The following is a 20,204-nucleotide window of genomic DNA, read 5'->3' as shown; positions in this document are numbered from 1 at the left end:
GATGCGTCAGGTTACGAGAGTCCATGACGACGACAGGGACGGTGAACCTCCGTGGAGTTCGGTCTGTTCGTACAGGGTTACGTGCCCGTGGCACGCTCGTCGGTCGACCCCCAGGCCGAGCACAAGGCGCTGATGGAGGAGACCGAGTACGTCATCCAGGCGGACAAGTCCGGCTTCAAGTACGCCTGGGCCTCCGAGCACCACTTCCTGGAGGAGTACTCGCACCTGTCCGCCAACGAGGTCTTCCTCGGCTACCTCGCCCACGCCACCGAGCGCATCCACCTCGGCTCGGGCATCTTCAACCCGCTGGCGGCGGTGAACCACCCGGTCAAGGTGGCGGAGAAGGTCGCGATGCTGGACCACCTCAGCGAGGGCCGCTTCGAGTTCGGCTCCGGCCGGGGCGCCGGCTCCCACGAGATCCTGGGGTTCATGCCGGGGGTGACCGACATGAACCACACCAAGGAGATCTGGGAGGAGACCATCGCGGAGTTCCCCAAGATGTGGCTCCAGGACGAGTACGTGGGGTTCCAGGGCAAGCACTGGTCGCTGCCGCCGCGCAAGATCCTCCCCAAGCCGTACGGGAAGTCGCACCCCGCGATGTGGTACGCGGCCGGGTCGCCCTCGTCGTACGCCATGGCCGCGAAGAAGGGCCTGGGCGTCCTCGGCTTCTCCGTCCAGAAGGTCTCGGACATGGAGTGGGTCCTGGAGCAGTACAAGACCGCGATCCGGGAGGCGGAGCCGATCTCCGACTTCGTCAACGACAACGTGATGGTGACGTCGACGGCGATCTGCGCGGAGACGCACGAGAAGGCGGTGGCCATCGCGGCGGCGGGCGGTCTGAACCGCCTCCAGTCCCTGGTCTTCCGCTACCACGACACGTTCCCGCGCCCGGAGGGCGTGCCTCAGTGGCCCGAGCTGCTGCCCGAGTACACCACCGAGATCATCGAACTCCTCATCGCGGAGGAGCTGATGATCTGCGGTGATCCGGAGGAGGTGACGCGGCAGTGCAAGCGGTGGGAGCAGGCGGGGGCGGATCAGCTGTCCTTCGGGCTGCCGATCGGTGTGCCCTACGAGGACACGATGAACACGATCCGGCTGATCGGGGAGCATGTGATTCCGAAGATCGATACGGATCCGGTGCACCGTACGACCCGATTCCGCGGGTCGGCGGGAGTCTGACTCGGGACCGCGCCCCGAACCCCCCGGGCGGGGCCGTGGTCCCCGCGCCCCTTCTCGGCCGGTGGTCGTCTGCGGGCTGTGGTGGGTTGCTCGCGCAGTTCCCCGCGCCCCTTGAGGGCCCGTCGTCTGGCTGCGGTTGTGGTGGGCTGGTCGCGCAGTTCCCCGCGCCCCTGGAGACCTCCGTGGCTGAGCCGGGTTCTCCGGTTAAGGGGCGCGGGGAACTGCGCGACAAGCCCCCACCGGCCCGCAGACGAAATCGAGCCCCTCATCGCCCCACCGCACCCGCAGACGAAATCAGGCCCCTACGCACCCCAGCCCCCGGAGAGTTCGGGGAAGGGGCGGGGCGGGGGCTCGAACAGGCGCGGGACGGCGACCTCCCGGAACGTCGCCCCGTACCCCCGGCCGGAGGCCGCAACGGCGGCGGCCCGCCGCACGGCCCCGGCCGGGGCACCCACGCGAGGGAGAGAGGGACATGCTCGACCACCTGATCCGCCGCGCCACCGTCACCGACGGCACCGGCGCCCCCGCCTACACCGCAGACATCGGCATCCGGGCAGGCCGCATAGAGGCGATAGCCGAACCCGGCACCCTCACCCCCCACACCGCCCGCACCAGCGAGGACGCCGACGGCCTCGTCCTCGCCCCCGGCTTCGTCGACCCCCACACCCACTACGACGCCCAGCTGTTCTGGGACCCGTACGCCACCCCGTCCATGAACCACGGCGTCACCACCGTCGCCGGGGGCAACTGCGGCTTCACCCTGGCCCCCCTCCACCCGGACCGCCCCGAGGACGCCGACTACACCCGGCGGATGATGGCCCGGGTGGAGGGCATGGCGCTCAAGGCCCTGGAGGACGGGGTCGACTGGAGCTGGTCGACGTTCGGGGAGTACCTGGACGCCCTCGAAGGGCGGATCGCCGTCAACGCCGGGTTCATGGTCGGCCACTGCGCGCTGCGCCGCTACGCCATGGGCCCCGACGCCGTAGGCGGCGACCCCACCCCCGCCCAGCTCGACGCCATGCTGCGCCTCCTCCACGACGCCATGGACGCGGGCGCCTGGGGCCTGTCCACCACCCAGTCGTCCACGCATTCCGACGGCGACGGCCGCCCCGTCGCCTCCCGGCACGCCCGGCCCGAGGAGCTCCTCGCGCTGTCGCGGGCGGTCGGGCAGCACGAGGGCACCCAGATCGAGGCGATCGTGGCGGGGTGCCTGGACCAGTTCTCGGACGAGGAGATCGACCTCCTGGTGGAGATGTCGGCCGCCGCCGGACGCCCCCTGAACTGGAACGTGCTCACCATCGACGCGGCCGTCCCCGAACGCGTCCCGCGCCAGCTCGCCGCGAGCGAGCGCGCCCGCCGCGCGGGCGGCCGGATCGTCGCGCTGACCATGCCGATCCTCACCCCGATGAACATGTCGCTGGGCACCTTCTGCGCCCTCAACCTCATCCCGGGGTGGGGGGAGATCCTCAACCTCCCCGTCCCCGAGCGGATCGCGAAGCTGCGCGACCCGGCCGTACGCGCCGGGATGCTGCGCCGCGCCGGGAGCAAGGAGGCCGGGGTCTTCCGGCGCCTCGCCGACTTCGGCCGGTACGTCATCGGCGACACCTACTCCGAGGCCAACGCCTCCCTCACCGGACGCGTGGTGCGCGACATCGCCGCCGAGCGCGGCCAGGACCCCTTCCACTGCCTGGTCGAGATCTGCGCCAACGACCGGCTGCGGACCGTCCTGTGGCCGATGCCGACCGACAACGACCCGGCCAGCTGGGCGCTGCGCCAGGAGACCTGGCAGCACGAGGACGTCCTGCTCGGCGGCTCCGACGCGGGCGCCCACCTGGACCGGATGTGCGGCGCCCCGTACACCACCCGCTTCCTCGGGGACTGTCTGCGCGGGCGCGGGCTGGTGCCGCTGGAGCGGGCCGTGCAGATGCTCAGCGACGACCCGGCCCGGCTCTTCGGGCTGCGCGGGCGCGGGCGCATCGAGGAGGGATACCACGCCGACCTCGTCCTCTTCGACCCCGAGCGCGTCGCGGCCGGCCCCGCCACCCTCGTCCACGACCTGCCCGGCCGCAGCCCCCGCCTGGACGCCAAGGCGATCGGCGTCGTCTCGGTCCGCGTCAACGGCGTCGAGACGATCCGCGACGACGTGGTGACCGGAGCCGTGCCGGGGACGGTCCTGCGCTCCGGCCGCGACACGAGGACGGTGTCGGTCAAGTGAGCGTGTACGAGCCGAAACTGTTCCTCGGAGGCGAGTGGGTCGAGCCGGACGGCGGGCGGTACGAGATCGTCGACCCCGCCACCGAGGAGGTGGTGGGCCTGGCCCCCGAGGCGAGCCGCGCCCAGGTGTACGCGGCGGCCTCGGCCGCCCGCGAGGCCTTCGACGGCTGGTCCCGCACCGCGCCCGAACAGCGCGCCGCGATCCTCGACCGGGCGGCGGACATCATCGAGCGCGAGTCCACCGCGTACGCCGAGCTCGCCCGCGCCGAGACCGGCGCCACCACCGCGACCGCACGCGGTATGCAGGTCGCGGTGGGCGCGGCACGCTTCCGTCGGTACGCGAAGGGCGCCCTGGAACCGGTCGAGACCGCCGTACCGCCGCAGATCAACGAGGCCGGGCCGATGGGGCGGGCGGGCGTCTTCGGGGCGCTCGCGATACGGCAGCCAGTGGGTGTGGTGACCTGCGTGACCTCGTACAACAACCCCTGGGCCAACCCGGCGGGCAAGGTCGCGCCCGCGCTCGCCATGGGCAACACGGTGGTGGTGAAACCCGCGCCCCAGGACCCCCTCTCCGTCTTCCGCATGGCCGAGGCGCTCGCGGAGGCGGGGGTGCCGCCGGGCGTGGTGAACGTCGTCACCGGTACTGCCCCGGCCCTCGGGGAGGCGGCCGTGGACTCACGGGACGTCGACATGGTCAGCTTCACCGGCTCCACGGCGGTCGGGCAGCGCATCGCTCAGGTGTGCGGCCGGGAGATGAAGCGCCAGCTGATGGAGCTGGGCGGCAAGGGCGCGGCCCTGGTGTTCGAGGACGCGGATCTGGGGTCGGCGGTGCGGGGCATCGGCACGACGTTCTCGTTCTACAGCGGACAGATCTGCACGGCGCCGACGCGGGTGCTGGTGCACCGGTCGGTGCACGACGAGCTGGTGGCTCGACTGGCGGGGTATGCGGGCCACTTGCCGGTGGGCGACCCCTCGTCCCCCGGGACGGTGGTGGGGCCGGTGATCTCCTCGGCGCACCGGGACCGGGTGGAGGCGTATGTGGAGCTGGGGCGGAAGGAGGGGGCACGGGTGGTGGCCGGGGGTGAACGGCCGCCGCTGGAGCGGGGGTTCTACGTGGCCCCCACGCTCCTGGCGGACTGCACCAACGACATGCGCGTCGTCCGCGAGGAGATCTTCGGGCCGGTGGTGGCGGTGGTCCCCTTCGACGACGAGGAGGAGGCCATCGCGCTGGCCAACGACAGCGACTACGGCCTGATCGACTACGTCTGGTCGGGCGACGTGGCCCGGGCCTTCCGGGTGGGGCGGCGGTTGCGGGCGGGTGGGGTCGGGGTGAACACGGTGGGGCGGAACCTGGAGGCGCCGTTCGGGGGGTTCAAGCGGAGTGGGGTGGGGAGGGATGTGGGTTCTTACGCCTTGCGGGCGTACAGCGAACTCCAGTCCCTGGTCTGGCCGGGCTGAGTCGGCCCGGTCCCGCTCATGCCCGGGGGTTCGCCTGCGGCGGGCGGGGCGTGCCCTCCCGGCCAGGGGTTCGTCTGCGGCCCGGTGCTGGGCTGGTCGCGCAGTTCCCCGCGTCCCTTGAGGGGCTGTCGTTTGTCTGCGGCCCGGTGGTGGGCTGGTCGCGCAGTTCCCCGCGCCCCTTGCGGGGCTGTTGTTTGGCTGCGGCCTGGTGGTGGGCTGGTCGTGCAGTTCCCCGCGTCCCTTGAGGGGCTGTCGTTTGGCTGCGGGCTGTGGTGGGTTGCTCGCGCAGTTCCCCGCGCTCCTGAAAGCGGGTGGCTGAGCCGCATTTCCGGCTGCGGGGGACTACCCAAGGGGCGCGGGGAACTGCGCGACAAGCCCCCACCGGCCCGCAGATGGAGTCGAGCCCCTTCAGGGGCGCGGGGAACTGCGCGAGCAAGCCCCACCGGCCGGCGGACGAAAACATGGCCTTCCGGGGCGCGGGGACCGGCCGTACACGAACCCCCGGTCCACAAGGGGCGCGGGGAACTGCGCGAGCGACCCGCCACGACCCGCAGGTGCACCCCCGGCCAAGAGCAGCCCCCGCCCACAGGCGCCCCCCCAAGACCTATTCGCCCAGAAACACCGGGTTCGTGAAGGCGGCCAGGGCGCCGGGCAGGACCGGTGTCACCGGGGGGCGGCGGACCTCCGCCCGTACGTACGTCGCGTACGACGCCGTCGTCCGCCACTCCACCACCCCCGCCCCAGAACCCCCCAGCACCGAGGAGAACACCACCCCCTGGTCCGTCACGAAGGACGCCGTGCAGCCCGGTGCGCCCGTGACCTCCAGGCGTACCGTGAGCGGCGCGTCCGGGGGCACCCGCAGGCGGTCCCCGATGCCCGCGTGTTCGCCCCGCCCGCCCGACACCCCGAAGACCACCGAGACCGCCGAGGACTCCGCCACGTACGAGTGGCCCGCCTTCAGGCCCGCCAGGACCGCCTGACGGGACAGGTCGTCGGCGAGGACCACCGTCTGCGGGCCGCCGACGCGGTCGGGGTCCCGGTGGGCGTCGCTGTTGCCCATCGCCGGGGTCCAGCGCCCGCCCGAGCGCGCCGCCACCGCCAGCGTGCTGTCCCACTCCTGGAGCGAGACCTCGTCGTCGGGGGTGTACGGCCCGTTCCACACCTCCACCGCGTCCGCCTCGGCGAACCCGAACTTCCAGTTGCAGCCGACACACGTGCCGTGCGGATGCGCCGGGACGACCAGGCCCCCGGCGCGCCGGATCTCCCGGGCGAAGTGGCCGAAGCGGTTGTCGCGGGCGCGGTAGCGCCAGTCGACGAACGTGCCCGGGTCGACGCCGAGCGCCAGCACGTGGCCGTTGCGGGTGGTGACCTCCTCGCCGGTGAGGATCAGCAGGTCCTCGCCCCACAGCCCCTCCCACGCGGGGTGCGAGGCGTTCGTGTTGTGGTCGGAGGTGTTGATGAAGTCCAGGCCCGCCGCCCGCGCGAGCGCCGCGATCTCGGCGGGGGTGCGCCTGCCGTCGGAGTACCAGGAGTGCAGATGGCAGTCGCCCCGGTACCAGGCCCGGCCCCGCCCCCTGGCCCGGGACGGCGGGTACACGGGCCGGGGCGCGCGGCCCCGCTCGCCGTACTTCAGGGTGATCGTCACGGTGTACGGCAGCCCCTGCGGCGCGACCGTGTAGGGGCCGAGCGCGATGTGCCAGGTCCCGGCCCGCACCGGCCCGGGGAGGTAGCCGGGGGTCGCCGCGTCCGCCCGGATGAAGAACTCCGTGCGGGCCCCGCCCGACCAGCCCCGGAAGCCCCGGCCGCCCAGGCCGGTGCCGCGCTCGTCGAAGACGCCGATGTCCAGGGCGTTGTTGGGCGTGCCCGCCGGGACGGCCGCCTTCTCGTACGTGTACGCCACGGCCAGCTCGCGCACCCCGCGCGGGACCTCCACCGGCAGGTACACGAAGTCGGGCGCGCCGGGCGGCAGGGTGCCGGTGACGACCCGGGTCACCTCCCGGGAGCCGCTGCCGCCACCGGCGCCACCGCCGCTCCCGCCGTCACCGGGCGCCGCGTTCGCGAAGCTCACGGTTCCCAGCGTGAGCGCGGTGGCCGCTCCCGTCACGAACAGCCCGCGCCGGCCCAGCGTCCGGTCGTCGGTGCCGTCCTGGGCTCTGTCCTCGGATCCGGTCATGGCGTCTGCTCCCAGCGGAGGGGGGGAAGGGGCCTGTCGGTGCGTGTCCGTCGCTGCCCACAGTCGTACGCGCGAGTGAACTCCGCTGCAAGGGGCGGCGGTTGGGCGATGGCCGGTCCGTGGCGGCCGCGTGGCCGGTCCGCACGGGCGGTGGCCGGGCCGCATCCCTTGCACCCGGAAGGGCGCGGGGATAGGAAGTGGGGATGCGTATCGCCACCACGATCTTCCTCACCGACGAGACGATCACCCCCGTCCGGCTCGCCCGCGAGCTGGCGGAGCGCGGGTTCGCCGGCGTGTATCTGCCGGAGCACACGCACATCCCCGTCGAGCGCCTCTCCCCGTACCCGCCGGGCGGCGAGCTGCCCCGCCAGTACAGCCGCACCCTGGACCCCTTCATCGCCCTCGCGCAGATGACCGCCGTCGCCCCGGAGCTCGACCTCGGAACCGGCATCACGCTGGTCGCCCAGCACGACCCGATCGACCTGGCCAAGCAGGCCGCGACCCTGGACCACCTCTGCGGCGGCCGCTTCACCCTCGGCGTCGGCTACGGCTGGAACCGCGAGGAGGCCGCCGACCACGGCGTGGAGTGGTCCACGCGCCGCGAGCTGGTGCGCGACCGCATGGCGCTGATGCGGGCGCTGTGGGCGGAGAAGCCCACCGCGTACGAGGGCCGCTTCGGCTCGCTGCGGGCCAGCGAGGCCCACCCCAAGCCGGTGCGGAACGGGGCGCCGCGCGTCCTGGTCGGCGGCGCGGCGGGGCCGAAGCTGTTCGCGCACATCGCCGAGTTCGCGGACGGCTGGCTGCCGATCGGCGGGGGCGGCCTCACCGACTCGCTGCCGCTGCTGCGCCGGGCCTGGGAGGAGGCCGGCCGCGCCCCGGCCGACCTGCGGGTCGTCCCGTACGCGGTGCTCCCCTCGCCCGGCAAGCTCGCCCACTACGCGGACCTCGGCATCGACGAGATCATCCTCCAGCTGCCGTCCGCCGAGGAGCGGACCGTACTGAAGGCGCTGGACGAGTTCGCGCCGTACGTGTGAGGGCGTGGTGGCCCGGCACCGGCCGGGCCACCACGCCGGGACTCGGCCGAGCGGGGGCCGCTCGTATGCTCGGGGAATGACTTCCAGCGCGCAGCGACCGCAGGCAGACGCACCGACCGCCAACGCGATGCGGCGCGCCCTGAAACGGGCCAGGGACGGTGTCGCGCTGGACACCGCCGAGGCGGCCGTGCTGCTTCAGGCGCGCGGCGAGGACCTGGTGGACCTCGCCGCCTCCGCCGCCCGGGTCCGCGACGCGGGCCTGGAGGCGGCGGGCCGCCCGGGCGTCATCACCTACTCCAAGAGCGTCTTCGTCCCGCTGACCCGGCTGTGCCGGGACAAGTGCCACTACTGCACCTTCGTCACCGTGCCCGGCAAGCTGCGCCGGGCCGGGCACGGGATGTTCCTCTCCCCCGACGAGGTCCTGGACATCGCCCGCCGGGGCGCCGCGCTCGGCTGCAAGGAAGCCCTGATCACCCTCGGCGACAAGCCGGAGGACCGCTGGCCCGAGGCGCGCGAATGGCTGGACGCGCACGGCTACGACGACACCATCGCGTACGTACGGGCCATCTCCATCCGCATCCTGGAGGAGACCGGCCTGCTGCCGCACCTCAACCCCGGGGTGATGTCGTGGACCGACTTCCAGCGCCTCAAGCCCGTCGCTCCGAGCATGGGCATGATGCTGGAGACGACCGCGACCCGGCTGTGGTCCGAGCCGGGCGGCCCGCACTTCGGCTCGCCGGACAAGGAGCCCGCGGTGCGGCTGCGGGTCCTGGAGGACGCCGGCCGCTCCTCCGTCCCCTTCACCAGCGGGCTGCTCATCGGCATCGGCGAGACCCACGAGGAGCGCGCCGAGTCGCTCTTCGCGCTGCGCCGCGTGGCGCGCGCCTACCACGGCGTCCAGGAACTGATCATCCAGAACTTCCGCGCCAAGCCGGACACCGCGATGCGCGGCATGCCGGACGCGGAGCTGGACGAGCTGGTCGCCACGGTCGCGGTGGCCCGGCACATCATGGGCCCCTCCGCCTGCCTCCAGGCGCCGCCGAACCTGGTGGACAGCGAGTACGGACGGCTCATCGGGGCGGGCATCGACGACTGGGGCGGGGTCTCGCCGCTCACCATCGACCATGTGAACCCGGAGCGGCCCTGGCCGAAGATCGAGCAGCTCGCCGCGGAGTCCGCCGCCGCCGGGTTCGAGCTGCGCGAACGCCTCTGCGTCTACCCCGAGTTCGTCACGCGCGGCGAGCCCTGGCTGGACCCCCGGCTGCTGCCGCACGTCCGGGCGCTCGCGGACCCGGAGACGGGCCTGGCCCGGCCGGACGCGGTGGTCGAGGGCCACCCGTGGCAGGAGCCCGAGGAGGCCTTCGCCTCCACCGGCCGCACCGATCTGCACCGCACCATCGACACCGAGGGCCGCACCGGCGACCGCCGCGACGACTTCGACGAGGTGTACGGCGACTGGGAGGCGCTGCGCGAGGCGGCCGCGCCCGGCATGGCGCCCTCCCGGATCGACACCGACGTACGGGCCGCGCTCGCCACCGCCGCCGACGACCCCACGAAGCTGACCGACGCGGAGGCGCTTGCGCTGCTGCACGCGGACGGCCCGGCCCTGGACGCGCTCTGCCGGATCGCGGACGAGCTGCGCCGGGACGTGGTGGGCGACGACGTCACGTACATCGTCACGCGGAACATCAACTTCACCAACGTCTGCTACACCGGCTGCCGTTTCTGCGCCTTCGCCCAGCGCCGCACCGACGCCGACGCGTACACCCTCTCCCTGTCGCAGGTGGCCGACCGCGCCGAACAGGCGTGGGAGGTGGGCGCGGTGGAGGTGTGCATGCAGGGCGGCATCCACCCGGACCTGCCGGGCACGGCGTACTTCGACATCGCGCGGGCGGTGAAGGAGCGCGTACCGGGCATGCACGTGCACGCCTTCTCGCCGATGGAGGTCGTCAACGGCGCCACCCGCACCGGTCTGTCCATCCGGGAGTGGCTGACCGCCGCCAAGGAGGCGGGCCTCGACTCGATCCCCGGCACGGCCGCCGAAATCCTCGACGACGAGGTCCGCTGGATCCTCACCAAGGGCAAGCTGCCCACCGCCACCTGGATCGAGGTCGTCCAGACCGCCCACGAGCTGGGCATCCGCTCCTCGTCCACGATGATGTACGGGCATGTGGACCAGCCCCGCCACTGGCTCGGCCACTTCCGTACGCTCTCCCGCGTCCAGCAGGCCGCACTGGACTCCGGCCGGCAGGGCTTCACCGAGTTCGTGACGCTGCCCTTCATCCACACCAACGCGCCCGTCTACCTGGCCGGGATCGCCCGCCCCGGCCCGACCACCCGCGACAACCGCGCGGTGGTGGCGATGGCCCGCCTCCTGCTGCACCCGCACATCCCCAACATCCAGACCAGCTGGGTGAAGCTGGGCACCGAGGGCGCCGCCGAGATGCTGCGCTCGGGCGCCAACGACCTGGGCGGCACGCTGATGGAGGAGACCATCTCCCGGATGGCCGGGTCGAGTTACGGTTCGTACCGCTCCATCAGGGACCTGGAGGCCATCGCGGAGGCGGCGGGCCGCCCGGCCAGGCCGCGCACCACGCTCTACGGCGAGGTGCCGCCCGAGCGCCGGGAGGCGGCGCTCGCCTCGGACGGCCATCTGCCGGAGCTGCTGCCGGTGCTGGGGGACTGAGAGCCTGTCGTCGAGGGGGGGCGGTTGTCACAGGGGGGTCGCATACTGATCCCATGGCAGCGGGCGGCGCGTCGATGCAGGAGCTCATCCGGCGGCGCAGACGGGCGGGATTCGTCGGACGGCGCGGCGAACTCGCGCTCTTCCGGCAGAACTTCGACATCCCCGTGGACGACGAGCGGCACCGGTTCGTCTTCCATGTCCACGGAGCCGCCGGGGTCGGCAAGACCTCCCTGGTGCGGGAGCTGGAACACACCGCGCGTGAACGCGGCGCGGTGACGGCCTGCGCCGACGAGGCCGTCAACAGCGTCCCCGAGACCCTCGCCGCGCTCTGCGTCCACTTCGCCCGCCAGGGACGCCCGCTCAAGTCCCTGGAGCGGCTGCTCGCGGCCTACCGCCGGATGCGGTACGAGGCGGAGTCCGCCGCCCCCGCGGGTCCCGGCCCCGCCGCGCCCTCGCCCGGCTCCTCGTTGCTCGCCCAGGCCTCCCTGGTGGGCCTCGGCCTGGTGCCGGGCGTGGGGATGCTGGCGGGCGGGGTGGACGCCCAGCAGCTCGCCCAGGGCGCGGACCGGGCGCGGGCCGCGCTGGGCGCCCGGTTCGGCAAGCAGGAGGACGTCCAGCTGGTCCTGGACCCGGTGCGGGTCCTCACCCCGGTGTTCGTGGCGGAGCTGGTGCGGCTCGCCGACGAGGCGCCGTGGACGGTGCTCTTCTTCGACACGTACGAACGCACCTCGCCCTTCCTCGACACCTGGCTGCGCGACCTCATCACCACCGAGCGGTACGGGGCGCTGCCCGCCCGGGTCGTGGTGGTCCTCGCGGGCCAGCGCCGGCTCGACCCCGGCTGCTGGGCGGACAGCGCGGACCTGGTGGCGGAGCTGCCGCTCGACCTGTTCACCGAGACCGAGGCGCGCCAACTGCTCGCCGCCAAGGGCGTGGTGGACGAGGACGTCGTCCGCGACGTGCTGCGCCTGTCGGGACGGCTGCCGGTCCTGGTCTCCACGCTCGCCCAGAACCCCGGCGACGCGCGCGCCCCCGGCGCCACCGCCGTGGACCGCTTCCTGAAGTGGGAGGGCGACCCGGTGCGGCGGGCCGCCGCGCTCGCCTGCGCGCTGCCCCGGCACATCGACGAGGACGTGTTCCGGGCGGCGGTCGAAGAGGACGCGGCGGGGCTGTACGGGTGGCTGCGGTCCCTGCCGTTCGTCAGCGACCACGGCGGGCGCGCCCAGTACCACCCGGTGGTGCGCACGGCCATGCTCGGCGTCCAGCGCACCGGCTCGCCGCAGCGCTGGAGCGCCGGCCACCAGCGGCTCGCCGAGGCTCTCGGGGCGCGCCGCGAGGCCGCGGGCCCCGTCCCCGCGCGCAGCCCGTGGAGCGCTGAGCGGTGGCGCGAGCTGCGCCTTGAGGAGTCCTACCACCTGCTGTGCGCCCGGCCCGGGGCCGCGCTCGCCCGGATGCTGCGCGACGGCGTCGACGCCTGCGAGGCCGGGCCCGCCGCCGCCCGCCGCTGGGCCACCACGCTCGCCGAGGCGGGCGAGGACGGCGACGACGGGCCGCTGCGGCGCTGGGGCGCCGACTGCCTGGCGGCGCTCGGCGACGAACCGGCGGGCGTGTCCGGGGTGGTGGGGCTGCTGCTGTCCCGGGGCGGCCTCGACGCGGAGGGCCGCGCGGCCGCCCATGTCGTACGGGCCAGGGAACTGCGCCACACCGGCGCCCACGAACAGGCGCTGACCGACCTGGACCAGGCGATCGCGCTCGACCCCGGGCGGGCACGGGCGTACTACGGACGGGCCGTGGCGCGCTACGCGCTGCACGGCCCGGCGGCGGCGCTGCCCGATGCGGACCGGGCATGCGAACTGGCCCCGGACGACGCGTACTTCATCGGCTACCGGGGCGACATGTACCGGCGGCTCGGGCGCTTCGAGGAGGCGCTGGCCGATCTCGACCGCGCGATCCTCCTCGACCCGGGCGACGCCTGGGCCCCGGCGAGCCGCGGCCGGATCCGCCATCAGCTGGGCAGGCCGGCGGACGCGCTCGCGGACCTGGACCGGGCACTGGAGCTGAACGGTGACTACGGCTGGGCGCTGGTGCGCCGCGCCCAGGTGCGGCGCGACCTCGCGGACACGGCGGGCGCGCTGGCCGACCTGGAGCGCGCGGAGCGGCTGGCGGCGGATCCGGCGTGGGTGGTCGGCGAGCGCGGTGACGTGCTGCGCGCGGCGGGCCGCCACGAGGAGGCGGTGGCGGAGTACGGGCGGGCCTTCGCGCTGGACGGGGCGTACGCGTGGGCCCTGGGCAGCCGCGCCCTGTCCCTGGAGGCGCTGGGCCGCCACCAGGAGGCGCTGGCGGACTTCGGCCGCGCGCTGGAGGTGGACCCCGGCTACACCTGGGCGCTGATCATGCGGGCGCGGCTGCGGACGGAGTCGGGCGACCCCGAGGGCGCGCTGGAGGACCTGGACCGGGCGGTCGCGCAGGCGCCGGACGACGCGTACGCGCTCACCTGGCGCGGGCGGGTGCGGCGGCGGCTGTGGCGGGTGGCGGGGGCCCGCGCGGACCTGGACCGCGCGGCAGACCTTCCCGCGTCCGGTGCGCCGCCGCTGTTGGAGCGGTCGTTCCTGCTGGCGGACCTGGGCGAGACGGCGGCCGAACTGGCCGACCTGGACCGGGCGGTGGCCCTGGCGGGCCCACGGGACCGGGGGGTCCTTACGGCGCGGGCGGAGGCGTACTGGCGGGCCGGGCGGTACGAGGAGGCCCTGCGCGACTACGCGGCGGCGGCCGGGGAGGACCCGGCCGACGCGGTCCCCGTGGCGGGCCGCGGCCGGGTCCTGCTCTCGCTCGGACGGTACGAGGAGGCGTACGAGTCGTTGGCGCGGGCGGTGGAGCTCGACCCCGGGCAGGGCGCGTCGCACGCGGCGGCGGCGTCGGCGCTGCTCGGCCTCTCCCGGCCGGGCGAGGCTCTGGCGGCCCTGGACCGGGCGATCCCGCTCGATCCCGAGATCGGCTGGGCGTACGGGCGCCGGGCGCGGGAGTGCCTGGCGGCCGGGGGTGCGGCGGGTCCGTTCCTGGACCACTGCCTGGCGCTGCTGTCCGGCCGCGTCCCCGCCGGGCCCGCCCGGGCCGCGTCGCACCGGGCGCGGGGGAACTTCGGGGCGGCGGCGGACGCGGCGGCCTCGCTGGCGGGGGCGGAGGGCGCGTTCCACCGGGCGATGGCGGCGAGCCGGGCGGGCGGGGTGGCGCGGTGGCGGGGCGACGACGTGGTGGCGGCGTGCGCCCGGGGTGACTGGGCCCGGGCGGACGCGCTGCTGTCGTCGTCCGGGGGCGCGGGGTGGGAGGTGTGGGCGGGGTGGGCGGAGGGCCTGGAGGAACTGGGCCTGTGCGGAACGCCCCCCCGGGCCCTGCTCCCCCGAACCCACCAGGCCTGGGCCCTCCTGAGAGAACTCCCCCCACCCCACCCGCTCCCCTAAACCCTCCGGGGCCGGGGGAAGATACTTCCCGGGGGCTCCGCCCCCGCACCCCGCTCCTCACAGGCCGGAGGGGCTGGATTGCCCGAACCTCCCCGAAACAGCACCCGCACCCCCAAGGGGCGCGGGGAACTGCGCGAGCAACCCACCACCGGCCCGCAGCCAAAATCCAGGCACCCCCACCGACCCCCTCAGGGGCGCGGGGAACTGCGCGACCAGCCCACCACCGGCCCGCCGCCAAAATCCAGGCACCCCCACCGACCCCCCAAGGGGCGCGGGGAACTGCGCGACCAGCCCACCACCGGCCCGCCGCCAAAATCCAGGCACCCCCACCGACCCCCTCAGGGGCGCGGGGAACTGCGCGACCAGCCCCCACCCACCCGCAGACGAACAGCCCGCCCCCCGCAGGGCCCCCGCCCCCGGAGGGTTGAGGGAACGGGCGGGGTGGGGGAACAAAACTCGCCACAGAGCGGTCCCCCACGGTCTTATTCACCCGCACCCAATCAATTACAGTGCTGCGCCATGACCGCAGCAGCCACCGGACCCACCACCTCCATATGGGGCCGCACCGAACAGCAGGACTTCCGCAGCCGGGTCCGCGGCAGCCTCCTCGGCGGGGCGATCGGTGACGCGCTCGGCGCCCCGGTCACCCCCCTCGCCCTCGACGCGATCCGCACCCGCTACGGCCCGCAGGGCGTCACCGGCCCGGCCGGCGGCGCCGGCGGAGGCCGGATCGGCGCCGCCACCCAGCTCACCCTCTTCACCGTCGACGGCCTCATCCGCGCCCAGGTCCGCCGCGACACCGGCGCCTGGCACCCCCCGACCGACGTGCACCGGGCGTATCTGCGCTGGAGCGCCACCCAGCGGGACTGGGGGCCGGACGAGCGGCGGACGGACAACGGGTGGCTGGCCGCTCAGGAGTGGCTGTACAGCAGACGCGACCCCGCCCGGCCGTGCCTGCTCGGGCTCGCCGACGACGTCATGGGCACCCTCGACCGGCCCAAGAACCCCGACGCCCGCGACCCCGCCGCCGTCACCCGTTCCGGCCCCTTCGGCCTGCTCGTCGGCTGGGAGCCGCAGCTCGTGTTCCAGCTCGCGCTGGAGTGCGCGGCCCAGACGCACGGGGATCCCGCCGCGTACCTCTCGGCCGGCGCCTTCGCGGTGGTCGTGCACGGGCTCGCCCGGGGCGAGCCGCTTGACGCGGCCGTCCAGCGGGCGCTCGGCCTGCTCGCCCAGCGCCCCGGCCACCAGCCCGTCACCGAGGCCCTCCAGCACGCGCTCGGCGCCGTACGCCAGGGCGTGCCGAGCCCGGGCCCGGTGGCCTCGCTGGGCGAGGGACACCTGGCCCAGGACGCGCTGGCCATCGCCGTGTACTGCGCCCTCGTCGGCGAGGACATCCGCCACGGCCTGCTGCTCGCCGTCAACCACGACGGCCCCTCCGGCGCCACCGGCACCCTGTGTGGCACGCTCCTGGGTGCCCTGCACGGCGAGACCGCCCTCCCGCCCGGCTGGCTCGCGGGGCTGGAAGGGCGCTCCACCGTCCTCGAACTCGCCGACGACTTCGCGATGGAGATGACCCAGGGCCCCGCCCTGCACGGGCCCGGCATCAACTCCCCGGGCTGGCTGGCCCGTTACCCCCGGGCCTAGCCCGCCCTCACAGCTCCAGCGCCTTCGCCTGCCCCGACCGCCCCGGGACCGCCGCCGACGCCGAACCGGATCCCGGACCGGCCCCCGTCCCCGACCCCGCGCCCGGCCCGTCGCCGTCGGAGTTGATCCGGTCCAGCAGCGCGTCCCGCTCCGGAGTGTCCTCCGGCCTGACCAGGCCGACCACCACGTACAGCACCAGCGAGATCGCCAGCGGCACCGACACCTGGTACTGGAGCGCCACGCCCGTACGGTCGGAGCCGTCCAGGTCGTAGTTGACCAGGAAGAACGCGACCAGGCCCACCGCCCAGCTGGTGAGCGCCGCCGTGGGGCCACACGTGCGGAAGGCGCGCAGCAGGCCCAGCATGAACGGGATCGCGATCGGGCCCATCAGACCCGCCACCCACTTGATCACCACGGTGATGATGTCCTTGAAGGCGGGGGAGTTGACCTGGGTGGCGATCGACATCGACAGGCCGAGGAACACCAGCGTCGACAGGCGCGCCGCCAGCAGCCCCGCCCGCGAGTCCCAGCCGCGTGCCCGCCGCGAGAGCGCCGGGGCGATGTCGCGGGTGAAGACGGCCGAGATGGCGTTGGCGTCCGAGGAGCACATCGCCATCGTGTGGGAGAAGAAACCGACGATGACCAGGCCGAGCAGCCCGTGCGGCAGCAGGGTCTCGGTCATCAGGGCGTAACTGTCGGAGGCGTCCGGCTTCTTCGCCTGCACCAGGAGCGGCGCGCACCACATGGGGAAGAACAGCACCACCGGCCACACCAGCCACAGGATCGCGGAGAGCCGGGCCGAACGGGTGGCGGAGCGCGCCGAGTCGGTGGCCATGTACCGCTGGGCCTGGTTCCACATCCCGCCGTTGTACTCGAAGGTCTTGATGAAGAGGAACGCGAGCAGGAACGTCACCGTGTAGGGCCCGGCGGTCGGGTCGGCGTGGCCGCTGGGGAGCTTGTCCCACACGGTCCACAGCGCGCTGATCCCGCCGAGCTCGCCCATCGTCGCGACCAGCATGGCCACGCCGGCGCACAGCTGGATGACGAACTGCCCGAGCTCGGTGAGCGCGTCCGCCCACAGCCCGCCGACCGTGCAGTACACGGCGGTGATGCAGCCGGTGATGAAGATGCCCTGGGTGAGGGTGACCCCGGTGAAGACCGACAGGAGCGTGGCGATGGCGGCCCACTTGGCGCCCACGTCCACGATCTTGAGCAGCATGCCCGACAGGGCGAGCGCGAGCTGGGTGGAGATGTTGTAGCGGTTCTTGAGGTATTCGAGCGGCGAGGCCACGTGCAGCTTGGAGCGCAGCCGGTTGAGCCGGGGCGCGAAGAGCTTGGCGCCGATGCCGATGCCGACCGCGATGGGGAAGGACCAGGTGACGAAGGACGTCACACCGTAGCGGTAGGCGATGCCCGCGTACCCCGTGAACATCACCGCGCTGTACCCGGACATGTGGTGCGAGATGCCCGAGAGCCACCACGGCATCCGGCCCCCGGCCGTGAAGAAGTCGGAGACGTCGTCCACCCGCTTGTGGGACCAGACGCCGATCGCGACCATGACGCCGAAGTAGCCGAGGAGTACGGCCCAGTCGAGACTGTTCATTGTCCCCTCCGAGGGGTCCGCCTTGTGAACGTCGAGGTGTATGCCGGTGCTCTTCGTCAGTACGTCCGGCTCAGCGGGCCCCGTGCGGGAGCGGGGACTTCCGGGGATTGAACCGCCTGTGCGGAGGGCCGGTCAAGGCTTGTGGTGGTCATGGATATGAACACAGGTCAGGAGGCAGAACGGTTTTGCTCCGCCTTTACCGCACCGAGTGTTGTCGCCCCGAGGGCCCCCGCCCCACCATGAACGGGCCACTTCGTCAGACGCGTACCAACGTGAACGGCCGCACGGGATGCGGGTCCCGTGCGGCCGAGAGAGCGGGTCGGCTGGTTCCGCTAGCGCATGATCTCCCCCGCGTTCACCAGCAGCGACTGCCCGGTGATCGCCCTGGCGCGGTCCGAGGCCAAGAAGGCCACGGCGTGCGCCACGTCCGCGTCCGTCGCCAGCTCCGGCAGCGCCATCCGCTCGGTGAGCCGCCCGAGCACCTCCTCCTCGGGCACCTTCTCGGCGTGCGCGGTGAACCGGACGTACGCCTGTACCGGCGGCCCCCACATCCACCCGGGCAGAACGGTGTTCACCCGGATCCGGTGCGGCCCGAACTCCCGGGCCATGGAGTACATCGCGGAGGTCAGAGCGCCCTTGGACGCCGCGTACGCCGCCTGGCTCACCTGGGAGGGCGCCGCGATCGCCGACTGCGTGCCGATGACGACCACCGCGCCGCCGCGCTCCTTGAGGGCCGCCAGGCACGCCCGGGTCATGCGCAGGGTGCCGAGCAGATTGACGTCGAGGACGCGCTGCCAGGTGGCGAGGTCGGCGTCCTCGACCCCGCCGAAGTAGCTGTCCCAGGCGGCGACATGGACCACCGCGTCGATCCGGCCGAACCGCTCCAGCGCCAGCGCGGCCAGCGCCTCGCACTGCGCCTCCACGGTGATGTCGGTCGGCCGCCAGGCGGTGCGCCCGCCCCCGGGGTCGATCTCCTGGGCCGTCCTCAGCAGGTTCTCCCCGGTGCGCGCGCCGAGCACCGCGTTGGCCCCGTCCCGGACGACGGTCGCGGCCACCTGGTGCCCCAGGCCCGCCCCGACGCCGGACACCACGACCGTCTTCCCGTTCAACGACATCCGGGTGCCTCCCGGCTCTGGCAGTTCTTCTGACGGGGCGTCAGAGTAGGGCGGTCGGCGGCAGGAGGGAAGGGGAGCGCGGTGGGTGAGGAGACCAGGAGCGAGACGTACGCGGAGCTGGCGGCGGTGGGACCGTACGGGGTGCACCCGGGCCATGCCCTGATCACCATGGTGGAGCCGCACCCCGGCCACGAGTACGCGTACAACCGCTGGTACGAGGACGACCACTACTACGCCGGGGCCATGGCGATGCCCTGGATGTTCGCGGGGCGGCGCTGGGTGGCCACCCGCGAGCTCCAGGAGCTGCGCTACCCGGAGAGGTCGGCGATCGCCACTCCGGTGACCGCCGGGTGCTACCTCTCCACGTACTGGATCACCGAGGGCCGCTACGACGACCACATGAAGTGGACCGTCGGCATCAACAGGCGGCTCAATCGGGACGGCCGCGTCTACCAGGACCGCACGCACGTCTTCACGGCCTTCCAGGACCACGAGGCGACCGTCTACCGGGACGGGGCGGCGGGGCCGCGCGACTACCACGCGCTGGACCACCCGTACGCGGGCCTGGTGCTCCAGGTGATCGACTCCGAGAACCCCGGCCGGCGCGCCGAGTTGCTGGAGTGGCTGCGCGCGCGGCACCTGCCGCGCCGGCTCGCGGGCGGGCCGGCCGCGCTGGTGACGGTCTTCCGGCCGACCCCGCTGCCCGGTGACCGGATGAGTTACGTCAAGCAGGTCGAGGGGGTCGACACCCGCCTCACGCTGCTGTGGTTCCTGGAGCGGGATCCGGCCGGGGTGTGGTCCGAGCACTTCGCGGACCTGGGGGAGGAGGTGGCCGGATCGGGGCTCGGGCGGGTCGAGCTGGCCGCGCCGTTCATCCCCACGGTGCCGGGCACCGACCGCCATGTCGACCGGCTGCGCCGCTGAGCGGAGGGGTCCGGACAGCAACCAGCCCCCTCGGCCAGGACGGCGGACCAGTCGAGAGGGCCTTGCTCACTTCGCGGTGGAGCGATGCCGGTGAAGATCAGACTCCACGCGGGGAGGTGCGGTTGACGTCCTGGAGGAAGGCCGACCACGTCTCGGGGGCGAAGTCGAGCATTCCGTGGAGCGGGTTCTTGGAGTCGCGGACGGACACGGTCGTCCTGTCCGCCGCCTTGACCTCCACGCAGTCGCCGTTCACGGCGGAGTACGAGGACTTGGTCCAGTCCGTCAGTACGGGCTTCTGAACGCGCATGATGGCTCCGATGCTTGATCCGGTTGTCCGGGTGATGTGCCCGGCCGCTGAGGGCCAGCGGCTGTGCGTGTGACGCTACGCCGCAACATCACCGGCCGCAGGGGTCGTTCACCCGTCCGGATGGCATATTCCATCGGGTTCTTCTCAGTTGAGGATGCCAAGGTGTAAGGTGCCCGCCCCCGGGGGCCCCGGCCACCCCTCGTGTCATTCGCTCACAACGAGTACCCGTCCACCACTTCGTGGATGAAGTCCCGGGAGTGCTCGGCGCTGAGCGCCTTGGCCCGCAGATGCTCGTACATCACCGTGTAGCTCTGCACATCGGCGGCCTTCTCCAGATACAGGTCGCTGGTGACGCCCTCCAGATAGACCACGCTCGCGTCCATGGCGTCGTGGAACTCCAGGATGGCGAACT

13 protein-coding genes are annotated in these 20,204 nt (G+C 73.5%); 8 read left to right on the top strand and 5 right to left on the bottom strand.

From position 1 onward, the window contains the following. Positions 1-51 precede the first annotated feature (51 nt). From ACZ4MU_RS01185 to ACZ4MU_RS01175, 3 genes are all read left to right on the top strand, one after another. On the top strand, positions 52-1,179 hold the full coding sequence (locus ACZ4MU_RS01185; protein WP_467869475.1) for an LLM class flavin-dependent oxidoreductase: 1,128 nt from the start codon (positions 52-54) through the stop codon (positions 1,177-1,179). Between the two features lie 472 nt (positions 1,180-1,651). Then, the gene (locus ACZ4MU_RS01180) at positions 1,652-3,394 is read left to right on the top strand and encodes an N-acyl-D-amino-acid deacylase family protein (RefSeq protein WP_467869473.1); all 1,743 of its coding nucleotides are present in this window, start codon (positions 1,652-1,654) and stop codon (positions 3,392-3,394) included. A gap of 2 nt (positions 3,395-3,396) precedes the next feature. Beyond that, the gene (locus tag ACZ4MU_RS01175; protein WP_467870575.1) at positions 3,397-4,851 is read left to right on the top strand and encodes an aldehyde dehydrogenase family protein; all 1,455 of its coding nucleotides are present in this window, start codon (positions 3,397-3,399) and stop codon (positions 4,849-4,851) included. Between the two features lie 604 nt (positions 4,852-5,455). On the opposite strand, the gene ACZ4MU_RS01170 is transcribed toward ACZ4MU_RS01175, so the two are convergent. Then, the gene (locus tag ACZ4MU_RS01170; protein ID WP_467869471.1) at positions 5,456-7,024 is read right to left on the bottom strand and encodes a CehA/McbA family metallohydrolase; all 1,569 of its coding nucleotides are present in this window, start codon (positions 7,022-7,024) and stop codon (positions 5,456-5,458) included. Positions 7,025-7,227: 203 nt separating this feature from the next. On the opposite strand from ACZ4MU_RS01170, the gene ACZ4MU_RS01165 reads away from it, so the two are divergent. From ACZ4MU_RS01165 to ACZ4MU_RS01150, 4 genes are all read left to right on the top strand, one after another. Then, complete coding sequence (locus ACZ4MU_RS01165) at positions 7,228-8,058, top strand: TIGR03619 family F420-dependent LLM class oxidoreductase (RefSeq protein ID WP_467869469.1); 831 nt, start codon at positions 7,228-7,230, stop codon at positions 8,056-8,058. Between the two features lie 76 nt (positions 8,059-8,134). After that, positions 8,135-10,744: a bifunctional FO biosynthesis protein CofGH gene (locus tag ACZ4MU_RS01160; protein WP_467869467.1), complete on the top strand. Its 2,610-nt coding sequence runs from the start codon at positions 8,135-8,137 to the stop codon at positions 10,742-10,744. A 1,850-nt stretch (positions 10,745-12,594) separates the two neighbouring features. Then, a complete protein-coding gene (locus ACZ4MU_RS01155) occupies positions 12,595-14,199 on the top strand; it encodes a tetratricopeptide repeat protein (RefSeq protein ID WP_467870573.1) in 1,605 nt (534 codons plus the stop codon). A 519-nt stretch (positions 14,200-14,718) separates the two neighbouring features. Next, positions 14,719-15,843, top strand: coding sequence for an ADP-ribosylglycohydrolase family protein (locus tag ACZ4MU_RS01150; RefSeq protein WP_467869465.1), 1,125 nt, complete (start codon positions 14,719-14,721; stop codon positions 15,841-15,843). Between the two features lie 7 nt (positions 15,844-15,850). Here ACZ4MU_RS01150 and ACZ4MU_RS01145 read toward each other — a convergent pair whose 3' ends face one another. Beyond that, positions 15,851-17,446, bottom strand: coding sequence for a sodium:solute symporter family protein (locus ACZ4MU_RS01145; protein ID WP_467869463.1), 1,596 nt, complete (start codon positions 17,444-17,446; stop codon positions 15,851-15,853). A 332-nt stretch (positions 17,447-17,778) separates the two neighbouring features. Continuing rightward, positions 17,779-18,561 carry an SDR family oxidoreductase gene (locus tag ACZ4MU_RS01140; protein ID WP_467869461.1) on the bottom strand — a complete coding sequence of 261 codons (783 nt, stop codon included), beginning with the start codon at positions 18,559-18,561 and terminating at the stop codon, positions 17,779-17,781. Between the two features lie 81 nt (positions 18,562-18,642). Between ACZ4MU_RS01140 and ACZ4MU_RS01135 the strand changes: the two genes are divergently transcribed. Further along, positions 18,643-19,485: a hypothetical protein gene (locus ACZ4MU_RS01135; RefSeq protein ID WP_467869459.1), complete on the top strand. Its 843-nt coding sequence runs from the start codon at positions 18,643-18,645 to the stop codon at positions 19,483-19,485. Positions 19,486-19,582: 97 nt separating this feature from the next. On the opposite strand, the gene ACZ4MU_RS01130 is transcribed toward ACZ4MU_RS01135, so the two are convergent. Continuing rightward, entirely contained in the window at positions 19,583-19,792 is a 210-nt protein-coding gene (locus tag ACZ4MU_RS01130) for a DUF397 domain-containing protein (protein ID WP_467869457.1), read from the bottom strand. Between the two features lie 212 nt (positions 19,793-20,004). Further along, positions 20,005-20,204 (bottom strand): Scr1 family TA system antitoxin-like transcriptional regulator (locus tag ACZ4MU_RS01125; protein ID WP_467869455.1); only part of this gene is annotated, 200 nt, incomplete at its 5' end.

This window comes from Streptomyces sp. NPDC026377, assembly GCF_055567715.1.
The sequence above is the reverse complement of the archived record's forward strand: the minus strand, read 5'-3'. Positions and strand labels throughout refer to the sequence as shown.

Bases quoted from the DNA above. Each gene is read 5' to 3' on its own strand.
- ACZ4MU_RS01180 (WP_467869473.1), top strand. From the start codon at position 1,652: ATGCTCGACCACCTGATCCGCCGCGCCACCGTCACCGACGGCACCGGC.
- ACZ4MU_RS01170 (WP_467869471.1), bottom strand. From the start codon at position 7,024: ATGACCGGATCCGAGGACAGAGCCCAGGACGGCACCGACGACCGGACG.
- ACZ4MU_RS01165 (WP_467869469.1), top strand. From the start codon at position 7,228: ATGCGTATCGCCACCACGATCTTCCTCACCGACGAGACGATCACCCCC.
- ACZ4MU_RS01160 (WP_467869467.1), top strand. From the start codon at position 8,135: ATGACTTCCAGCGCGCAGCGACCGCAGGCAGACGCACCGACCGCCAAC.
- ACZ4MU_RS01150 (WP_467869465.1), top strand. From the start codon at position 14,719: ATGACCGCAGCAGCCACCGGACCCACCACCTCCATATGGGGCCGCACC.
- ACZ4MU_RS01145 (WP_467869463.1), bottom strand. From the start codon at position 17,446: ATGAACAGTCTCGACTGGGCCGTACTCCTCGGCTACTTCGGCGTCATG.
- ACZ4MU_RS01140 (WP_467869461.1), bottom strand. From the start codon at position 18,561: ATGTCGTTGAACGGGAAGACGGTCGTGGTGTCCGGCGTCGGGGCGGGC.
- ACZ4MU_RS01130 (WP_467869457.1), bottom strand. From the start codon at position 19,792: ATGCGCGTTCAGAAGCCCGTACTGACGGACTGGACCAAGTCCTCGTAC.